Genomic DNA, 14695 nt, shown 5'->3' with positions numbered 1-14695 from the left:
GGCTCCGAAAATCCGGAAGCGACCAAAAAACCGCTCAAAGCGTCTGAAGTCTCGCTGCAGGAACGCAATGCGATAGGACTGATCCGGATACATATCGGACGATTCCGAAGCACGCTGGCGAACTGCCCGCTCCCGCTCCAAGCGCTTCCTATGATGCGCCCGCATCTCCTTTGAAATCATTGGCATGCGCGGCTTGCTTTGCCGTGCGGCGCATTCAGTATAGGAAACGGCGACGTGATGGGCACAAGGAAACAGGCAGGCCGGAGCCTGCAGGCACGGCAACTGCAATTGCGGTTGCGGCTGCGGTTGCGGCTGCGGCTGCGGCTGCAATTGCTGAAGGCAATGCGGCATGGATGAGCGTCCCGCGCTCACCTTCACGCTGCGCGGCCTCGATGACCGCGACGCCAGGCTGTTCCGCTCCTTCGTGCGGCTGGTGGACCACCGCACGCAGCACCGCTGGGAATGGACGGAATCCTCGGCCGACCTGGTGGTACTGCATGAAGGCGTGCACGAGCCGCCGTCCAGCCGGGTGACGCTGCGCGTGGGCCGCCAGCCCCAGAGCACCCGCCCCACGGGGGACTACCTGGGCCTGCCCCTGCGCGCCGACGCGGTGGAGGACTGCCTCAATGCCATGGGCCTGCGCGCCCTGGTCGTGCGCCAGACGGCGTCCGGGCAACGCATGGTGGCGGCACCCCACCCGGCAGCGGCGACCGACATGCTGGTGCAGCTGCTGCGCCGGCCCCCCCAGCGGCTGCTGACAAGCGCGCACCACATGCGCCTGGCCACGTTGATGACGGGCCGGCCGACCACCTTGCAGGCGCTGTGCCGGCGCTCGGGCCTTGCGCCAGAGATCTGCGCGGCCTTCCTGAACCGCCTCGATGCCATCGGCCTGCTGCGCTGGACCGCCACGGCACCCCGCAGCAGCGCTGCCCCGGGTCCTGCCCAGGGCATTCTCGGCCGCATCCGCCAGCGGCTTGCCCAATTGACGAGAGCCTCCGTGCATGAGTGAGCTGAAGATCCTGATTTGCGGAACCGCGGGCGCGGGCAAGACCACCGCCATACGCGCCGTCAGCGAGATCGCGCCGGTAAGCACCGACGTGCGCAACACCGATGCGGCAGTGGACAAGGCCCTGACCACCGCCGGCATGGACTACGGAGAACTCACCCTGGACAACGGCGAAAAGCTGTACCTGTACGGCACGCCGGGCCAGGAGCGCTTCGACTTCATGTGGAACATCCTCTCGCACGGCGCGCTGGGGGTGATCCTGCTGATCGACAACAGCCGGCCCGACCCGCTGGGCGACCTGGATACCTACATCAATGCCCTGTCCGCCACGCTGCGCACCACGGCCTGCGTGGTGGCCGTGTGCCGCATGGACCGGCATGGCCGGCCCGACCTCGAAGGATTTGCCCTGCACCTGCAGTCGCGTGGCCTGCTGTGCCCGGTGGTGCCGGCCGATGTGCGCGAGCCCGCGCAGGTGGTGGCACTGATCGAGTTGCTGCTGCTGAAGATCGAAGCCCTGTCGCAGGACAGCCCCCATGCAGAATGACCCCGCCCTGAAGGCGCGCGCCCACCGCGAGGGACTGTTTCTCTACCTGGTGCTCGACAAGGCCAATCTCGCGCTGGCGCGCCGCAAGGTGCAGGACGTGGAGAATGCGCTGGTGGTCTGAACAACAGCCCTTGACTGGCTGCGCCGCTCAGAACCGCTCGGCGCACAGCGCCTGCCATTGCAGGATCTCGATCTCGCCGCGCTGCACCCGGATGAGGCCCCGCGCCTGCAGGCCCTGCAGCAGCACGTTGGTGGTCTGGCGCGAGATCGACAGCATGCGCGCCAGCTGCTCCTGCGTGATATCCAGGCGCGGCCGGGCCGGCACGTCGTCCAGCCGCTCGCCGTAGCCACGCGCCATGGCCACCAGGCGGCGCGCCAGCCGCTGGGGTGCGGGCATCAGGGCCAGGTCCTCCAGCGCCGCAAAGGCCGCCCGCATGCGCCCCGACATCAGCACGCCCAGGTCATGCCAGTGCGCGGGGTGCTGCTGCAGCCAGTCCAGCAGCGGCTGGCGCGGCACCTGCAGCACCACGCTGGGCTCCATGGCGTGGGCATCGTGGGTGCGCGGCGAACCGTCGAACAGCGCGATCTCGCCAAACCAGGTGGCTGGTCCCATGCGCGTGAGCAGCGCCTCGCGCGCCTGCTCGCTCTGGCCGCCCACACCGGAGAAACCGACGCTACCGCGGACCACGGCGAACAAACCGCCCTCCAGCGCATCGCCGCGCAGGAACAGGGCTTCGCCCGCCTCCAGGCGGCGGGGCTGGGCCAGGGCCAGCAGCAAATCGGCAAACTGCGGCGCCAATGCGCTGAACCAGCGGCCGGCGCGCAGCGTGGGCAGGTAGGAAGAGGCGAGGGAAGCTTGCATGGAAAGGGATGTCGGGTGGCTGACAGACACAGCCGGCGGGCCTGCGTATTTTCGCCGCTGACATCGAACACATGCCAGGAGACCTTCCCATGCAAGCCTCACACCCCCTGCCCCGCGCGCTGGCGCGCCCTTGCCGCCTGCTGGCCTGCCTGGCCGCCGCCCTGCTGAGCGCCTGCGCAGGCAGCAGCCTGCCGGTCTCCGACATGGCCCGGCCACAGGCAGCCAGCGCGGCCACGCGCGCGGCCCAGCAGGCTGCGCTGGCGCAGCAGCCTCAGGACGACGCCCAGGCCATGGAGGACGCGCAACGCGGCCTGATCGCCTCGGCGGATGCGCTGGTGGTGCGCAATGCCCAGGGCCGGCCCATCTGGGGCATGCAGGCCTATGCATTCCTGCAGCAGGACCAGGCGCCCGACACCGTGCACCCCGCGCTGTGGCGCCAGGCACAGCGCAACCGCGTCAGCGGCCTGTTCCAGGTGACGGACGGGCTCTACCAGGTGCGCGGCCTGGACCTGTCGAACATGAGCATCATCGAGGGCGAGACGGGCCTGATCGTGGTCGATCCGCTGATGTACACCGAGACCGCCCAGGCCGCCATGGACCTGTACTACCAGCACCGACCGCGCAAGCCGGTGGTGGCCGTCGTCTACTCGCACAGCCATGTGGACCATTTCGGCGGCGTGCGCGGCGTGGTGCGCCAGGAAGAGGTGGATGCTGGCCGCGTGCAGGTCATCGCCCCGGCGGGCTTCATGGCCGAGGCCGTGGGCGAGAACGTGATCGCCGGCCATGCCATGGGCCGGCGCGCGCTCTACCAGTTCGGCATGCTGCTGCCGCGCGATGCCAGGGGACAGGTGGACGCAGGGCTGGGCAAGGCGGGTGCGCCCGGCACCATGGGGCTGATCGCGCCCACGCGCGTGATCGACAAGCCGCGCGAGACCCTGCGCATCGACGGCGTGGACATCGAGTTCACGCTCACGCCCGGGGCCGAGGCGCCGGCCGAGATGATCATGTACTACCCCCAGCTCAAGGTGCTGAACATGGCCGAGATCGCCGTGCACACCCAGCACAACCTGCTGCCGCTGCGCGGCGCCCAGGTGCGTGACGCGCTGGGCTGGTCACGCCACCTGAACGACGCCCTGCACGCCTATGGCGGCCAGGCACAGATCCTGATCGCCCAGCACCACTGGCCGGTCTGGGGCCAGCCCCGGCTGCAGCGCATGCTGGCCAGCCAGCGCGACACCTACAAATACCTGCACGACCAGACCGTGCGCCTCATGAACCACGGCTACGTGGGCTCGGAGATCGCCGAGATGCTGAAGATGCCCGAATCCCTGGCCCGCGACGGCGCCACACATGCCTTCTACGGCCACCTGCGCCACAACATCCGCGCCATCTACCAGCACTACCTGGGCTACTACGAAGGCAACCCGGCCCAGCTGGAGGCGCTGCCGCCCGTGCCCGCGGCGCGCAAGACCGTGGAATACATGGGTGGCGCCGACGCCGTGCTGCGCCGTGCGCAGGCCGACTACGAGCGCGGCGAATACCGCTGGGTGGCGCAGATCGCCTCGCAGCTGGTCTTTGCCGACCCGGCCAACCAGGCCGCGCGCCGTCTGGCGGCCAATGCCTATGAGCAGCTGGGCTACCAGATGGAATCGGCCACGGCCCGCAACGCCTTCCTGCAGGGCGCGGCGGAGCTGCGCCAGGGCGTGCCCCAACTTCCCAGGCCCGGCAGCGCCGCGCGCGACCTGGTGCGCAGCCTGCCGCTGGAGATGTTCTTCGACTACCTGGGCGTGCGGCTGGACGCCGGCAAGGCCGCAGGCCAGCGCATCGTGCTCAACTGGACCTTCACCGACACCGGCGAGCAGCGCAGCCTGAACCTGGAGAACAGCGCCCTCACCCAGAGCCCGGGCCTTGCGCCCTCCGCCCATGCCAGCCTGCGCCTGACGCGCGCCACGCTGGACGCCATTGCAGGTCAGGAGACCACGATGGCCGAGGCCATCAAGAGCGGCCAGCTGCGCATCGAGGGCGACGCCTCCAAGGTGACAGCGCTCATGTCCATGCTGGACCGCTTCGACAGCGTGTTCCCCATCGTGGAGCCACGCCCCGAGCGGGCCGCTCAGTAACCGTGCTGGGCGCGGAAGTCGCGCGCCTTGCCGAAGTGCCCGTTGCCGATGAAGGGCACGGGCGGGCGCAGCGCCGACAGAGGCGAGGGATGGTTGCTGGTCAGCACCAGATGCCCCCGGTCGGCCGGAATGAAGGCGCGCTTGGACTGCGCATGGCTGCCCCAGAGCATGAAGACCACGGGGCGCGTGCCCTGGGCGATGTGCCGGATCACCGCATCGGTCAGCAGCTCCCAGCCCTTGCCCGAGTGGCTGGCCGCCTGGCCTTCCTCCACCGTGAGACAGGTGTTGAGCAGCAGCACGCCGTTCCTGGCCCACTTGACCAGGCTGCCGCCCGGGTTGGGGAACGGCGGGAAGGGCACGCCCAGGTCACGCTGCATCTCCTTGAAGATGTTCTGCAGCGAGGGCGGCATGCGCACGCCCGGCGCCACCGAGAACGACAGGCCTTCGGCCTGCCCCCGGCCGTGGTAGGGGTCCTGCCCCAGGATGACCACGCGCACCTCATCGGGCGGGGTCAGCTCCAGCGCGCGCAGCGGCTGGGGCGGAAAGATCACCGCGCCGGCTTCCAGGCGCTGGTGCAGAAAGGTCAGCAGCTGCTGGCCCGTGGCACCCGCGAAGAAGTCCTCGACCAGGGGCTGCCAGTCGGGCGCAACGGGCCAGTCGGCGGGATCGGCGGATTGGAGTTGGTCGGCTTGCGCCGGGGCGATTGCGTCGTCTTGAAGGGCCATGGCGGATGGGGGCACCGCCGCCACATGCCGAGGCAGCAGCCTCCCTCAATAAAGTACAGCTGAAATGCATGGGCGCAAGCGCCATGCCTGTTGGATCACGGCAAGCATACCTTTCCCTGCGGCGGGGAGGTACGTCCGCCTCCAATGGTTCCCCAAAGACAGACAATGGTTACACGGAAAAACATACGAAAAACCTTGAGTCAGTCCAATGCTTTACCTAGAATTTCGTGTAAATGACCACAAACTGCACTCTACAACTGCACCACTGCAGCGCCTGGCACGACGTCGCGAGCGTGGACCTGCGCGGGCCGCAAGGAGAAGGCTGGAAGGCCAGCACCTACTCGGGCTATACCGTGGACTGGGCGGTCCAGCATGCGGGCGCCACCGATGCCCGCGCCCTTTGCGCCCGTTGGCCTGTGGGGCTGGAGCCCCTGCAGCAGGTGCATTGGCCAGTCTTTCTGATCGACATGCTGCCTCAAGGCTTTGGTCGGCGCGAGCTGCTGCAACGCCTGGGCCAATCTCCCCTGGCAGGTGCGGTTGCCGACTGGCAGTTGCTGCTGGCCGGGGCAGGTAACCCCATAGGAAACCTGCGCGTCAAGGAAGCGGCGCAATGGCTGGGCAACCATGGGGGAGGCATGCGCGGGTTCACCGACGAGGAGGTTGCGCAACGCGGCGACGAGTTCTCCGAGTACCTTGCCTCGCATGGCCTGTTTGTTGCCGGGTCCTCCGGGATACAAGGCGAGTGGCCCAAGGTGCTGCTGACACGCGCCCAGGATGGTCTGCTGTACCTGGACCACACCCTTGCGGACGAGCAGGCGGTGCAGCACTACATCGTCAAGTTCGGACGCGGCACCGACCCGCAGCTGGCCTGCATCCTCAGGCATGAGGCCACCTATATGCGTCTGGCCGCCGATCTGGGACTGCGGGTGCATGCACCGCTGGAGTTGCACCAGCGTGCGCTGTTCATACGACGGTTTGACCGGCAGGTGCACCGGGGCGCGGTCACGCGACTGGCGCAGGAAAGCATTGCCACGCTGACCGGCATGCCAGGCTTCGAAGCCGTGCCCGACCATGACACGGTCTGCCTGGAGCTGATGCGGCACTGCAGCCACCCGCAGCAGGAAGTGCTCGAATACATCAAACGCGACATTGCCAACCTGGCCCTGGGCAACAAGGACAACCACGCGCGCAACACCGCCGTGCAGCGCGGTTTCGACGGCCGCATCGCGCTCACGCCCCTGTACGACTTTGCGCCCATGTATCTCCACCCGGACGGCATTGCCCGACGCATCCGCTGGCGGGATGAACAGGGCGGCCGGCCCGATTGGGGCCGTGTGCTGGATAGCGTCTGTGCGCTGGCCGCGCAGCTCCCTCGAAAACGCCGGGGCACGCAGTCGGATCCGTTGCAGCGCGATCCACTGGTGAAAGGCCTCAAGGCCATGATTCCCGCGCTGGAGCGCATCGCCGCAGACGGTCTGGCGCTAGGGCTGGAGCCCGAGGTTCTCGGCCACCTGCGTCCCGCCCTCCTGGCACGTGCGCAGGAGCTCGCTGCGCTGCGCTGAAGACCATGGACAAGCGTTTCACCCCCATTCCCATTGCCCAGCAGCTGGAGCTGCGCAGGCAGGCTATTGACGATGTGCTGGCCCACCCCGAATGGTCTTTGCCGCAGGCCGTGCGGCATCTGAAGAAGACCATGCGGCTGACCACGGCCGAGATGGCCAAGCTTTGCGGCGTTTCCTATAGAACGCTGCAGGACATCGAGCAGGAGCGCAGCGAAGGCAGCGTGCAGACCATGAACCGCATCTTGGCCATGCTGGGGCTCAAGCTCGGGGTGGTGCGCATCGTGCGGACCCCGGATTCACCGGCCGGCCCGCACAACGACGCGTCTTAGGCAAACAGCTTGGCCAGCGCCTCCCCCGGCTCCTTGGCGCGCATGAAGGCCTCGCCCACCAGGAAGCCGTGGATACCGGCATCGCGCATGGCCTTGACGTCCTCGCGGCTGCCGATGCCCGACTCGGTGACCAGCAGGCGGTCGGCGGGCACGTTCTTTTGCAGGTCCAGCGTGGTCTGGATGCTGACCTCGAAGCTGCGCAGGTTGCGGTTGTTGATGCCCACCAGCGGGGTCTTGAGGCGCAGGGCGCGGTCCAGCTCGGCGCCGTCGTGCACCTCGACCAGCACGGCCATGTCCAGGCTGTGGGCGATCTGTTCCATCTCGGCCATCTGCGCGTCGTCCAGGCAGGCGGCGATCAGCAGCACGCAGTCGGCGCCCATGGCCCGCGATTCGTAGATCTGGTAGGGATCGACCATGAAGTCCTTGCGCAGCACGGGCAGGTGGCAGCTGGCGCGCGCCTGCTTGAGATAGTCCACGCTGCCCTGGAAGAACTGCTTGTCGGTCAGCACCGAGAGGCAGGCGGCGCTGACGCCCTTGCCGTCGCCATCGGCATAGCTTTGCGCGATGTCGGCGGGGATGAAGTCCTCGCGGATCACGCCCTTGCTGGGGCTGGCCTTCTTGATCTCGGCGATCACGCCGGCCTGGCCGGCGGCGATCTTGGCGCGCAGCGCGCCCACGAAGTCGCGCGTGAGCACGCGGCTTTCGGCGTCGCGGCGCATGTCCGCGAAGGGCATGCGCTTCTGGGCGGCCGCCACTTCCTGCACTTTCACGTCGCAGATTTGCTTGAGGATGTCGGACACGTTGCTTTCCTTGGTTTCTTGTATTCGGTGGTCGATGGGGGCTGCGCGGCTCAGGCCGTCAGCCGGGCCGTGTAGGCCACGAGTTCGTTGAGCTTGGCCAGGGCAGCGCCGCTGTCCAGCGCCGCCTGGGCGCGGGCCATGCCGTCCTCGATGCTGGAGGCCACGTTGGCCGCATACAGGGCGGCACCCGCGTTCAGGCAGACGATGTCGCGCGCGGCACTCTTTTCGCCATGGAGCACGCCCAGCAGCATGGCCTTGGATTCCTCGGGATTGTCCACCTTGAAGGCGCGCGTGCCCACCATGCGCAGGCCGAAGTCCTCGGGATGGATCTCGTACTCGCGCACCACGCCGTCCTTGAGCTCGCCCACCAGGGTGCCCGCGCCCAGGCTGATCTCGTCCAGGCCGTCGCGGCCATAGACCACGATGGCGTGCTCGGCGCCCAGGCGCTGCAGCGCGCGCACCTGGATGCCGACCAGGTCCTCGTGGAACACGCCCATGAGGATGTTGGGCGCGCTGGCCGGATTGGTCAGCGGGCCCAGGATGTTGAAGATGGTGCGCACGCCCAGCTCCTTGCGCACGGGCGCCACGTTCTTCATGGCCGGGTGGTGGTTGGGCGCGAACATGAAGCCGATGCCCACGTCGGCGATGCTGCGCGCGATCTGCTCGGGGCTGAGCTGGATGTTGACGCCCAGCGCCTCCATGGCGTCGGCGCTGCCGCTCTTGCTGCTGACGCTGCGCCCGCCGTGCTTGCTGACCTTGCCGCCCGCCGCCGCGATCACGAAGATGGAGCAGGTGGAGATGTTGAAGGTGTTGGCGCCGTCGCCGCCCGTGCCCACGATGTCCACCAGGTGGCGCTTGTCCTCCACATGGACCTTGTTGGAGAACTCGCGCATGACCTCGGCCGCGGCCGTGATCTCGCCGATGGTCTCCTTCTTCACGCGCAGGCCGGTGACGATGGCCGCCGTCATCACGGGCGACAGCTCGCCGCGCATGATCAGGCGCATCAGGTGCAGCATCTCGTCGTGGAAGATTTCGCGGTGCTCGATGGTGCGCTGCAGCGCTTCCTGGGGGGTGATCTGGGTCATTGCGGTGTCTCGGTTGGGTGCCGGCCTGCTCAGGCCTTCTGTTCCAGGAAATTCTTGAGCATGGCATGGCCATGCTCGGTGAGGATGCTCTCGGGGTGGAATTGCACGCCCTCGATGGCCAGGCTGGTGTGGCGCACGCCCTGGATCTCGCCGTCCTCGCTGGTGGCCGTGATCTCCAGGCATTCGGGCAGGCTGGAGCGCGCGATGGCCAGCGAGTGGTAGCGGTTGACCGTGAACTGCTCGGGCAGGTCGGCGAACACGCCCTTGCGGTCGGTGGTGATGACGCTGGTCTTGCCATGCATCTGCTGGCCCGCGCGCACGATGTCGCCGCCGAAGGCCGCGCCAATGCTCTGGTGGCCCAGGCACACGCCCAGGATGGGCAGGCGGCCCGCGAAGTGCTGGATGGCCGCCACGGAAATGCCCGCCTCGGCCGGCGAGCAGGGGCCGGGCGAGATCACCAGGCGGTCGATCTTCTCGCGCTCGACCAGGGCGATCACCTCGTCCAGCGTGGCCTCGTCATTGCGCACCACGGTGACATCGGCACCCAGCTCGCCGAAGTACTGGACGATGTTGTAGGTGAAGCTGTCGTAGTTGTCGATCATCAGCAGTCTGGTCATACCGGCTCCTGGGTCTCAAAGGGAAAAACGGGTGGCACGGGCATGCCGCAGCGAAGGCTGGCGCGGGAATGCGCGCAATGCTGCCTGGGTCTGGAAGGGGGAATCTGAGGGCATCTGGGCAATCTCCTGGGTTCTGGGAGCCGCCGTGCCGGGGAGCCATCTGCTGAGTGAGCCTTGCTGCCGTCACGGCGGCAAGGTGCGGTACGCAACCGCGACGACGTGCCGCTTCCTTATTGGAAGCGCCACCACTGTGCAACGATGATCGAAACGGGCGTACCGTTCATGGCTGTCTTGGATCGAGAGTTCAGGTGTCTGGAAGACGGGAATGCAGCAGGCTGCATGGCGGAGCATGCTAACACAGGGTCCGCGCAGCGTGGCGGGACGACCCTGCAGGCGCCTCACTTCAGGAAATCCGGCTGGTCGAACTTCTGCTTCAAGAAGCGGCCATTGGCCAGCAGCGCCTGCGCGTCGCTGGCCGCCACATGGGCCACCACCTGCTGCATCTGCCCGGCCAGCAGCACCAGCTGCTCGGTCAACAGCTGCCTGGGCGTCTTGCCGTCCTGCACGGGCTGGGTGACACGGAACAGCGGCGGCAGCGCCGCATAGTGCGACAGCGTGGCGGGCAGGTACTGCAGCACCGTCTCGCGCACGGTGAACAGGCCGTCGTTGAAGACCGGGCCGGCTTCGGCCAGCGAGGGCAGCACCTCGTGCACCGAGCCGCGCACGCTGTCCAGGTGCTTTTGCATCTCGGGCGTGAGCATCGGGCGGGCCTTTTGCACCAGTTCGTCGATGCGTTCGCGGATGTCCTCGGCGCTCCAGTGCTGCTGCAGCGCCCTCTCGAAGCTGGCGCCCGCGGGCTGCAGGGCCCAGCCCAGCAGCAGGCCCGCGACGTACAGCCCCAGCGTGATCCAGCCCCAGCCGGCGCCGATCACGCCGGCAAACAGCAGCACCGGCCCCAGCAGGGCCAGCGCCAGGCCGGCGAGGTTGCCGTTGCCGTAGAAGAAAAGCTGCAGGCGGCGCATCAGGCGGGTCCGATCGGTGGCGGCGCTGTCACTGGTAGCCCCGGATTTCCTTGAACACCAGCGGCAGCCCGCTCTTGCCGGTGTTGCGCGCATCGAAGGCGCGCCCGCCGGTCAGCGCGGCCAGGGCCTGCATTTCGCCGGACTGCGCCTCGCCAAAGATGATGGGAAAGACCCGCACCAGCGGCGCGCCGCCGTCGCGCGCCATGCGCTGCTCGCGCTCGAATGCGGCCCAGTCGCGGCCGGCCGTGTTGGCGCCATCGGTCAGCAGCACGATGCTGACGAAGCGCTCGGGATCGGCCCGCAGTTCCTGGCGTGCCTGCTGCTGGGCCAGCGTGAGTGCGTCGTAGATGGCCGTGCCGCCGTCGGCCACCAGGCTGTCGGCATAGGCCAGCACCTGGGCGCTTGCGGCCTGCAGGTCGCCCGCCGCGAACTGCACGCGCGCGGGCTGGCCGACCAAACCCGAGAACGGAATCAGCAGCACGCGCTCGCGCGCCTGGAAGGCGGCATAGCGCTGGCTGGCGGCCGAGGCCTCGGCGCCGGACAGCAGCTTGAGCGCCTCCTTCATCTGCGCCAGCCGCGCACCCTTCATGGAGCCGCTCACGTCCAGCACGAAGATGCTGGTGGCCGGACGGCGCAGATCGCTCTGGTAGGCCGAGAGCACGGCATCGATCACCTCCAGCCGGTTCGGAAAGCTCAGCTCCACCACGGGCGCCGTGGGCAGGGCCGGGCTGGCCTGCGCCTCGGGGCTGGCGGGGCGCAGCTGGGCCTGGCGCAGCGGCTGGCCCTGGAAGGCGGGGGCCTTGAACTGGGCGACCAGCTTGTCATAGTCGGCGCGGCGGCCGGCGTTGAGCAGCATCAGCGGATAGTCGGCCGAGATCACGCCGTCGCGCGGGTAGACCATGGTCAGGCGGTCGGCGGCGGGCAGCTTCTCGTTCAGGCGCAGGATCACGGCCTCGTAGTTGACCAGCGCATCGACGGCGCCGGGCTCGCGCTCGAAGGCCTCGGCCAGCCAGCCGGAGCTGCCGGCGGTGAGCTTCTGACCCGACAGAAAGTCCTTGAGCACCTTGGCGTTGACCTCCCTGGCGTCCAGGTCCTCGGTCTTGCCGGCCACGGCCGAGGCCACGGCGAACAGCGCGCTCATGCCGGTGTTGGAACTGGCCGGATTGGTCATGCCGTAGCGCAGCCGGCCCTGGGTGGCAGCGCGTGCGATGTCGGCCCAGGTGGGCGGGGCCTTGTCCCAGCCCAGCTTGTGCAGCACGGGGACCTTCACGCCCAGGGCCACGCGCGAGTAGAAAAGCTTTTCGCGCGCCAGCGGCTTGTTCGCCAGCGCCAGCGCGGGATAGGCGCCATTGGGCGGCAGGATGGCGTCGTACTGCTCGCCCGCATTGATGCGCTCGACCATCTCCAGCGTGCCCGCATAGCTGAGCTTGAGCGGCACGCCCGCCGCCGTGGCGGCCTGCTCCAGCGCGGGCGCCACGTCCTTGAGTTCGGAGCCGGCCAGCACGGTGAATGCACCCTGGGGACCGGCGGGCGCATCGGCCTTTGCGGCGGCCTGCGGCGCGGGTTCGGGCGACTTGCCGCAGCCGGCCAGGGCCAGCGCCAGGCCCAGCAGCCACCAGGCCGCCAGGCGCCGGAACATGCTCACAGCACCACCTCGCCGGCGGGCGCCTGCAGCGCCTCGCGCACGTCCTCGCGGCGGCTCTTTTCCAGATAGGCGCGGGACTTGTCCACCTCCTGCGACAGCGTGTCCACCGTGGTCTGCATGGAGGCCAGGGCCTTGACCTTGAAGTCGGCCATCGCGTCCATGGTCTGGTAGATGTTGCCGAAGGCCTGCTGCAGCCTGGCGATGTCGATGGTGCTGCTGGCCGCCTGCTCGTGGATCTTGCCGCTTTGCTCGCGCAGCAGCTCGCTGGTGCCGGCGATCAGGTTGCCCGTGGTGGTGTTCAGCGCCGTGATCTGGTCCAGCACCAGTTTCTGGTTGGCCAGCGCCTGCGCCACGATGACGGCCGTGCGCAGGGCAGAGACCGTGGTGGTGGTCGCGCGGTCCACGCCCTTGGCCAGTTCGAGGTTGTTCTTGCGCACCAGGTCCAGCGCCAGGTAGCCCTGCACGTTCACCGCCATCTGGGTGAGCAGGTCGGTGACCTTCTGGCGTGCGTAGAACAGCATGTCCTCGCGCACCACGCGGGCCTTTTCAGGGTCGCTGGCGTCCAGCTGCGCCGCCTTGGCCTCCAGCGCCGCGTCCAGCTTCTTGCCGATGTGGATGTATTTCTCCAGCCGCTCCATCAGGCCCCACAGGTTGGCCTTTTCCTGCTCGATGGCGGCGTTGTCGCGCAGCAGCTCGTCCTTGCCGCGCTTGAGGCTGTCGATGATGGCGTTCAGGTGGCTCTGGCTGGACTGGAACTTGTCGAAGTAGTCCACCAGCCTGTTGCCCATGGGGATCAGGCCCAGCAGCTTGCGCGGCTTGAACAGGTCGTCCTGGCGCGAGGGGTCCAGCGCCTCCACCTGGCGGCGCAGGTCGATCAGGCCCTGGCCGATCTGGCTGCCCTGGTCGAACAGGCCGTTGTTCAGCGTCTTGACGGGGCGCTCTAGCATGCGGTTGGAGACGGCGGCAGCGGCCTGCACCTCCTTGTTGCCCATGCCGTGGATGCGCTCGACCGCGCCCTTGAAGGCGGGCGACTGGCTGTCGTTGGCGGTGATGTCGTCGATGAACTGCGCCACGTGCGCGTCCAGCTGCTGCACTTCCTCGGCCTTGAGGCGGACCTTGCCGCTGGCCGACTCGATGGGCACGGGCAGGGCGGGCGCGGGCGGCTCCAGCACGAAATCCTGCTCCTGCGCAGGCACGGCCACGGCGGCGCTGGCAGCGGTGGTCTGGGGGGTGTTGCTCATCGGTTGCTCCTGGAACGTTCGGTCATTTGAAGCGCTGCTCCATGTCCACGATCATTCGCTCCAGCCACTCCTGGCTGGGCGGTTCGATCACATCCACCAGCTGCGCGGGCGCCTGCACGCCCTGCCCGGCCCAGCGCTCGGGCCCGTGCGTGTCGCCGCCGGTGCGAAAGCCGTATTCCTGCGCCAATGCGCGCAGCTGCGGATCGGATTCGAGCAGCTGGCCCACGCGATCGCCCGCAGGCGTGTAGGGCACGAGCACATGCTTGGAATACAGCGTGGGCTGCGGGTAGAGCATCACCATCTCGCCGCTCCTGCGCTGCGGGTGGCGCAGCAGGAACTCCACCAGCTGCGATTCATAGGCCACCAGCAGCGGCGCCTTGCCCATGCCCAGGGCCAGGTAGTCCTCGAAGGGGCCGGCCGACGAGCTTTCCTGGAAACCCTGGCGCAAAAACAGCGGCGCCACCTGCGGCATCACGCGCTCCAGGTCGGCCGGGCTTTGCACCACCTGCTGGCCGTTGAGCACATAGCTGGCCAGCGCCAGGTACATGGCCGCGCTGTTGGAGCTGCGCACATCGGTGCTGGCGGGCAGCACGGCCTTGCCGGTGGCAAAGGCGCCGGAGGCCTTCAGGTCACGCCAGCGCGTGCCCTTGCCGGCCATGGCCAGCAGGGCCGGCAGATCGGTCACGTAAAAGAAGTCGCCCTGCTTTTGCGCAACGCCGTTGGCGATCAGGATCTCGGCAATGGGCCGCCAGCTGGCGAACACGATGGGCGTGTAGAACGGCGTGTAGACCGTGCCGGCCCTGGCCGCCGCCTTGAGCTGGGCCGCAGCCGGCGCCCCCGAGGGAAAGCCGAAGTCGTACTGCTTGGGGTCGTAGCTGTTGGCAATGCTGCGCGAGCCGGCCTTTTGCACCGTCACCGTCACGCCGTGGCGCGCCAGCACGTCGCGCACGCGCTCGTCCTGGAAGAAGGCTTCCTTCTCGGAGCCGATCAGGCCGCGTGCCGTCACGGACTGCTGCTGCGTCAGCTGCGCCTGGCGGTCCTGCACCAGGGCCGTGCGCGAGTACCAGACGCCGCCGCCCACGGCCGCCAGCAGCAGCGCCGCCAGCCCCGCCGCCAAAGCACGGCGCGCGTTCATTG

General features: G+C 68.3%; 15 protein-coding genes. 6 read left to right on the top strand and 9 right to left on the bottom strand.

The genetic code is table 11. The features are described 5' to 3' along the window. The first annotated feature begins 349 nt into the window (after positions 1 to 349). The 3 genes from AC5I49_RS09495 to AC5I49_RS09485 are packed head-to-tail and all read left to right on the top strand — an operon-like array spanning position 350 to position 1671. Positions 350 to 1009 (top strand): hypothetical protein, encoded by a 660-nt coding sequence (locus tag AC5I49_RS09495; protein WP_495789248.1) that lies wholly within the window; start codon positions 350 to 352, stop codon positions 1007 to 1009. Then, positions 1002 to 1550, top strand: a complete 549-nt coding sequence (locus tag AC5I49_RS09490; RefSeq protein WP_244387648.1) for a GTP-binding protein — start codon at positions 1002 to 1004, stop codon at positions 1548 to 1550. Before AC5I49_RS09495 ends, AC5I49_RS09490 begins: the two co-directional genes overlap by 8 nt. Then, positions 1540 to 1671, top strand: a complete 132-nt coding sequence (locus AC5I49_RS09485) for a hypothetical protein (RefSeq protein ID WP_279613712.1) — start codon at positions 1540 to 1542, stop codon at positions 1669 to 1671. Before AC5I49_RS09490 ends, AC5I49_RS09485 begins: the two co-directional genes overlap by 11 nt. Positions 1672 to 1698: 27 nt before the next feature. On the opposite strand, the gene AC5I49_RS09480 is transcribed toward AC5I49_RS09485, so the two are convergent. Further along, positions 1699 to 2412, bottom strand: coding sequence for a Crp/Fnr family transcriptional regulator (locus AC5I49_RS09480; protein WP_016449545.1), 714 nt, complete (start codon positions 2410 to 2412; stop codon positions 1699 to 1701). Between the two features lie 89 nt (positions 2413 to 2501). On the opposite strand from AC5I49_RS09480, the gene AC5I49_RS09475 reads away from it, so the two are divergent. Continuing rightward, positions 2502 to 4532 (top strand): alkyl sulfatase dimerization domain-containing protein, encoded by a 2031-nt coding sequence (locus AC5I49_RS09475; protein ID WP_209799429.1) that lies wholly within the window; start codon positions 2502 to 2504, stop codon positions 4530 to 4532. On the opposite strand, the gene AC5I49_RS09470 is transcribed toward AC5I49_RS09475, so the two are convergent. Then, positions 4526 to 5257 (bottom strand): uracil-DNA glycosylase, encoded by a 732-nt coding sequence (locus tag AC5I49_RS09470; protein ID WP_017405881.1) that lies wholly within the window; start codon positions 5255 to 5257, stop codon positions 4526 to 4528. The two genes, AC5I49_RS09475 and AC5I49_RS09470, sit on opposite strands and share 7 nt — an antisense overlap. Before the next feature lie 233 nt (positions 5258 to 5490). Between AC5I49_RS09470 and AC5I49_RS09465 the strand changes: the two genes are divergently transcribed. Next, positions 5491 to 6819: a type II toxin-antitoxin system HipA family toxin gene (locus AC5I49_RS09465; RefSeq protein ID WP_495789247.1), complete on the top strand. Its 1329-nt coding sequence runs from the start codon at positions 5491 to 5493 to the stop codon at positions 6817 to 6819. A 5-nt stretch (positions 6820 to 6824) separates the two neighbouring features. Continuing rightward, positions 6825 to 7148, top strand: coding sequence for a helix-turn-helix domain-containing protein (locus tag AC5I49_RS09460; protein ID WP_016449541.1), 324 nt, complete (start codon positions 6825 to 6827; stop codon positions 7146 to 7148). On the opposite strand, the gene trpC is transcribed toward AC5I49_RS09460, so the two are convergent. The 7 genes from trpC to AC5I49_RS09425 form a co-directional block, all read right to left on the bottom strand. Continuing rightward, positions 7145 to 7948, bottom strand: coding sequence for an indole-3-glycerol phosphate synthase TrpC (gene trpC / locus AC5I49_RS09455; protein WP_016449540.1), 804 nt, complete (start codon positions 7946 to 7948; stop codon positions 7145 to 7147). The genes AC5I49_RS09460 and trpC overlap by 4 nt on opposite strands. 50 nt (positions 7949 to 7998) lie before the next feature. Next, positions 7999 to 9033 carry an anthranilate phosphoribosyltransferase gene (trpD, locus tag AC5I49_RS09450; protein ID WP_013804671.1) on the bottom strand — a complete coding sequence of 345 codons (1035 nt, stop codon included), beginning with the start codon at positions 9031 to 9033 and terminating at the stop codon, positions 7999 to 8001. Positions 9034 to 9062: 29 nt separating this feature from the next. Then, positions 9063 to 9650 (bottom strand): anthranilate synthase component II, encoded by a 588-nt coding sequence (locus AC5I49_RS09445; RefSeq protein WP_012202700.1) that lies wholly within the window; start codon positions 9648 to 9650, stop codon positions 9063 to 9065. 398 nt (positions 9651 to 10048) lie between these two features. After that, positions 10049 to 10672: a hypothetical protein gene (locus AC5I49_RS09440; RefSeq protein ID WP_495789246.1), complete on the bottom strand. Its 624-nt coding sequence runs from the start codon at positions 10670 to 10672 to the stop codon at positions 10049 to 10051. Between the two features lie 28 nt (positions 10673 to 10700). Next, positions 10701 to 12311 carry a vWA domain-containing protein gene (locus AC5I49_RS09435; protein ID WP_495789245.1) on the bottom strand — a complete coding sequence of 537 codons (1611 nt, stop codon included), beginning with the start codon at positions 12309 to 12311 and terminating at the stop codon, positions 10701 to 10703. Positions 12312 to 12313: 2 nt separating this feature from the next. After that, a complete protein-coding gene (locus tag AC5I49_RS09430; protein WP_495789244.1) occupies positions 12314 to 13558 on the bottom strand; it encodes a toxic anion resistance protein in 1245 nt (414 codons plus the stop codon). A gap of 22 nt (positions 13559 to 13580) precedes the next feature. Continuing rightward, positions 13581 to 14693 (bottom strand): hypothetical protein, encoded by a 1113-nt coding sequence (locus AC5I49_RS09425; protein WP_061288985.1) that lies wholly within the window; start codon positions 14691 to 14693, stop codon positions 13581 to 13583. Positions 14694 to 14695: the final 2 nt, after the last annotated feature.

Source organism: Delftia sp., assembly GCF_059499305.1.
This window is presented reverse-complemented; position numbering and strand designations above follow the sequence as displayed.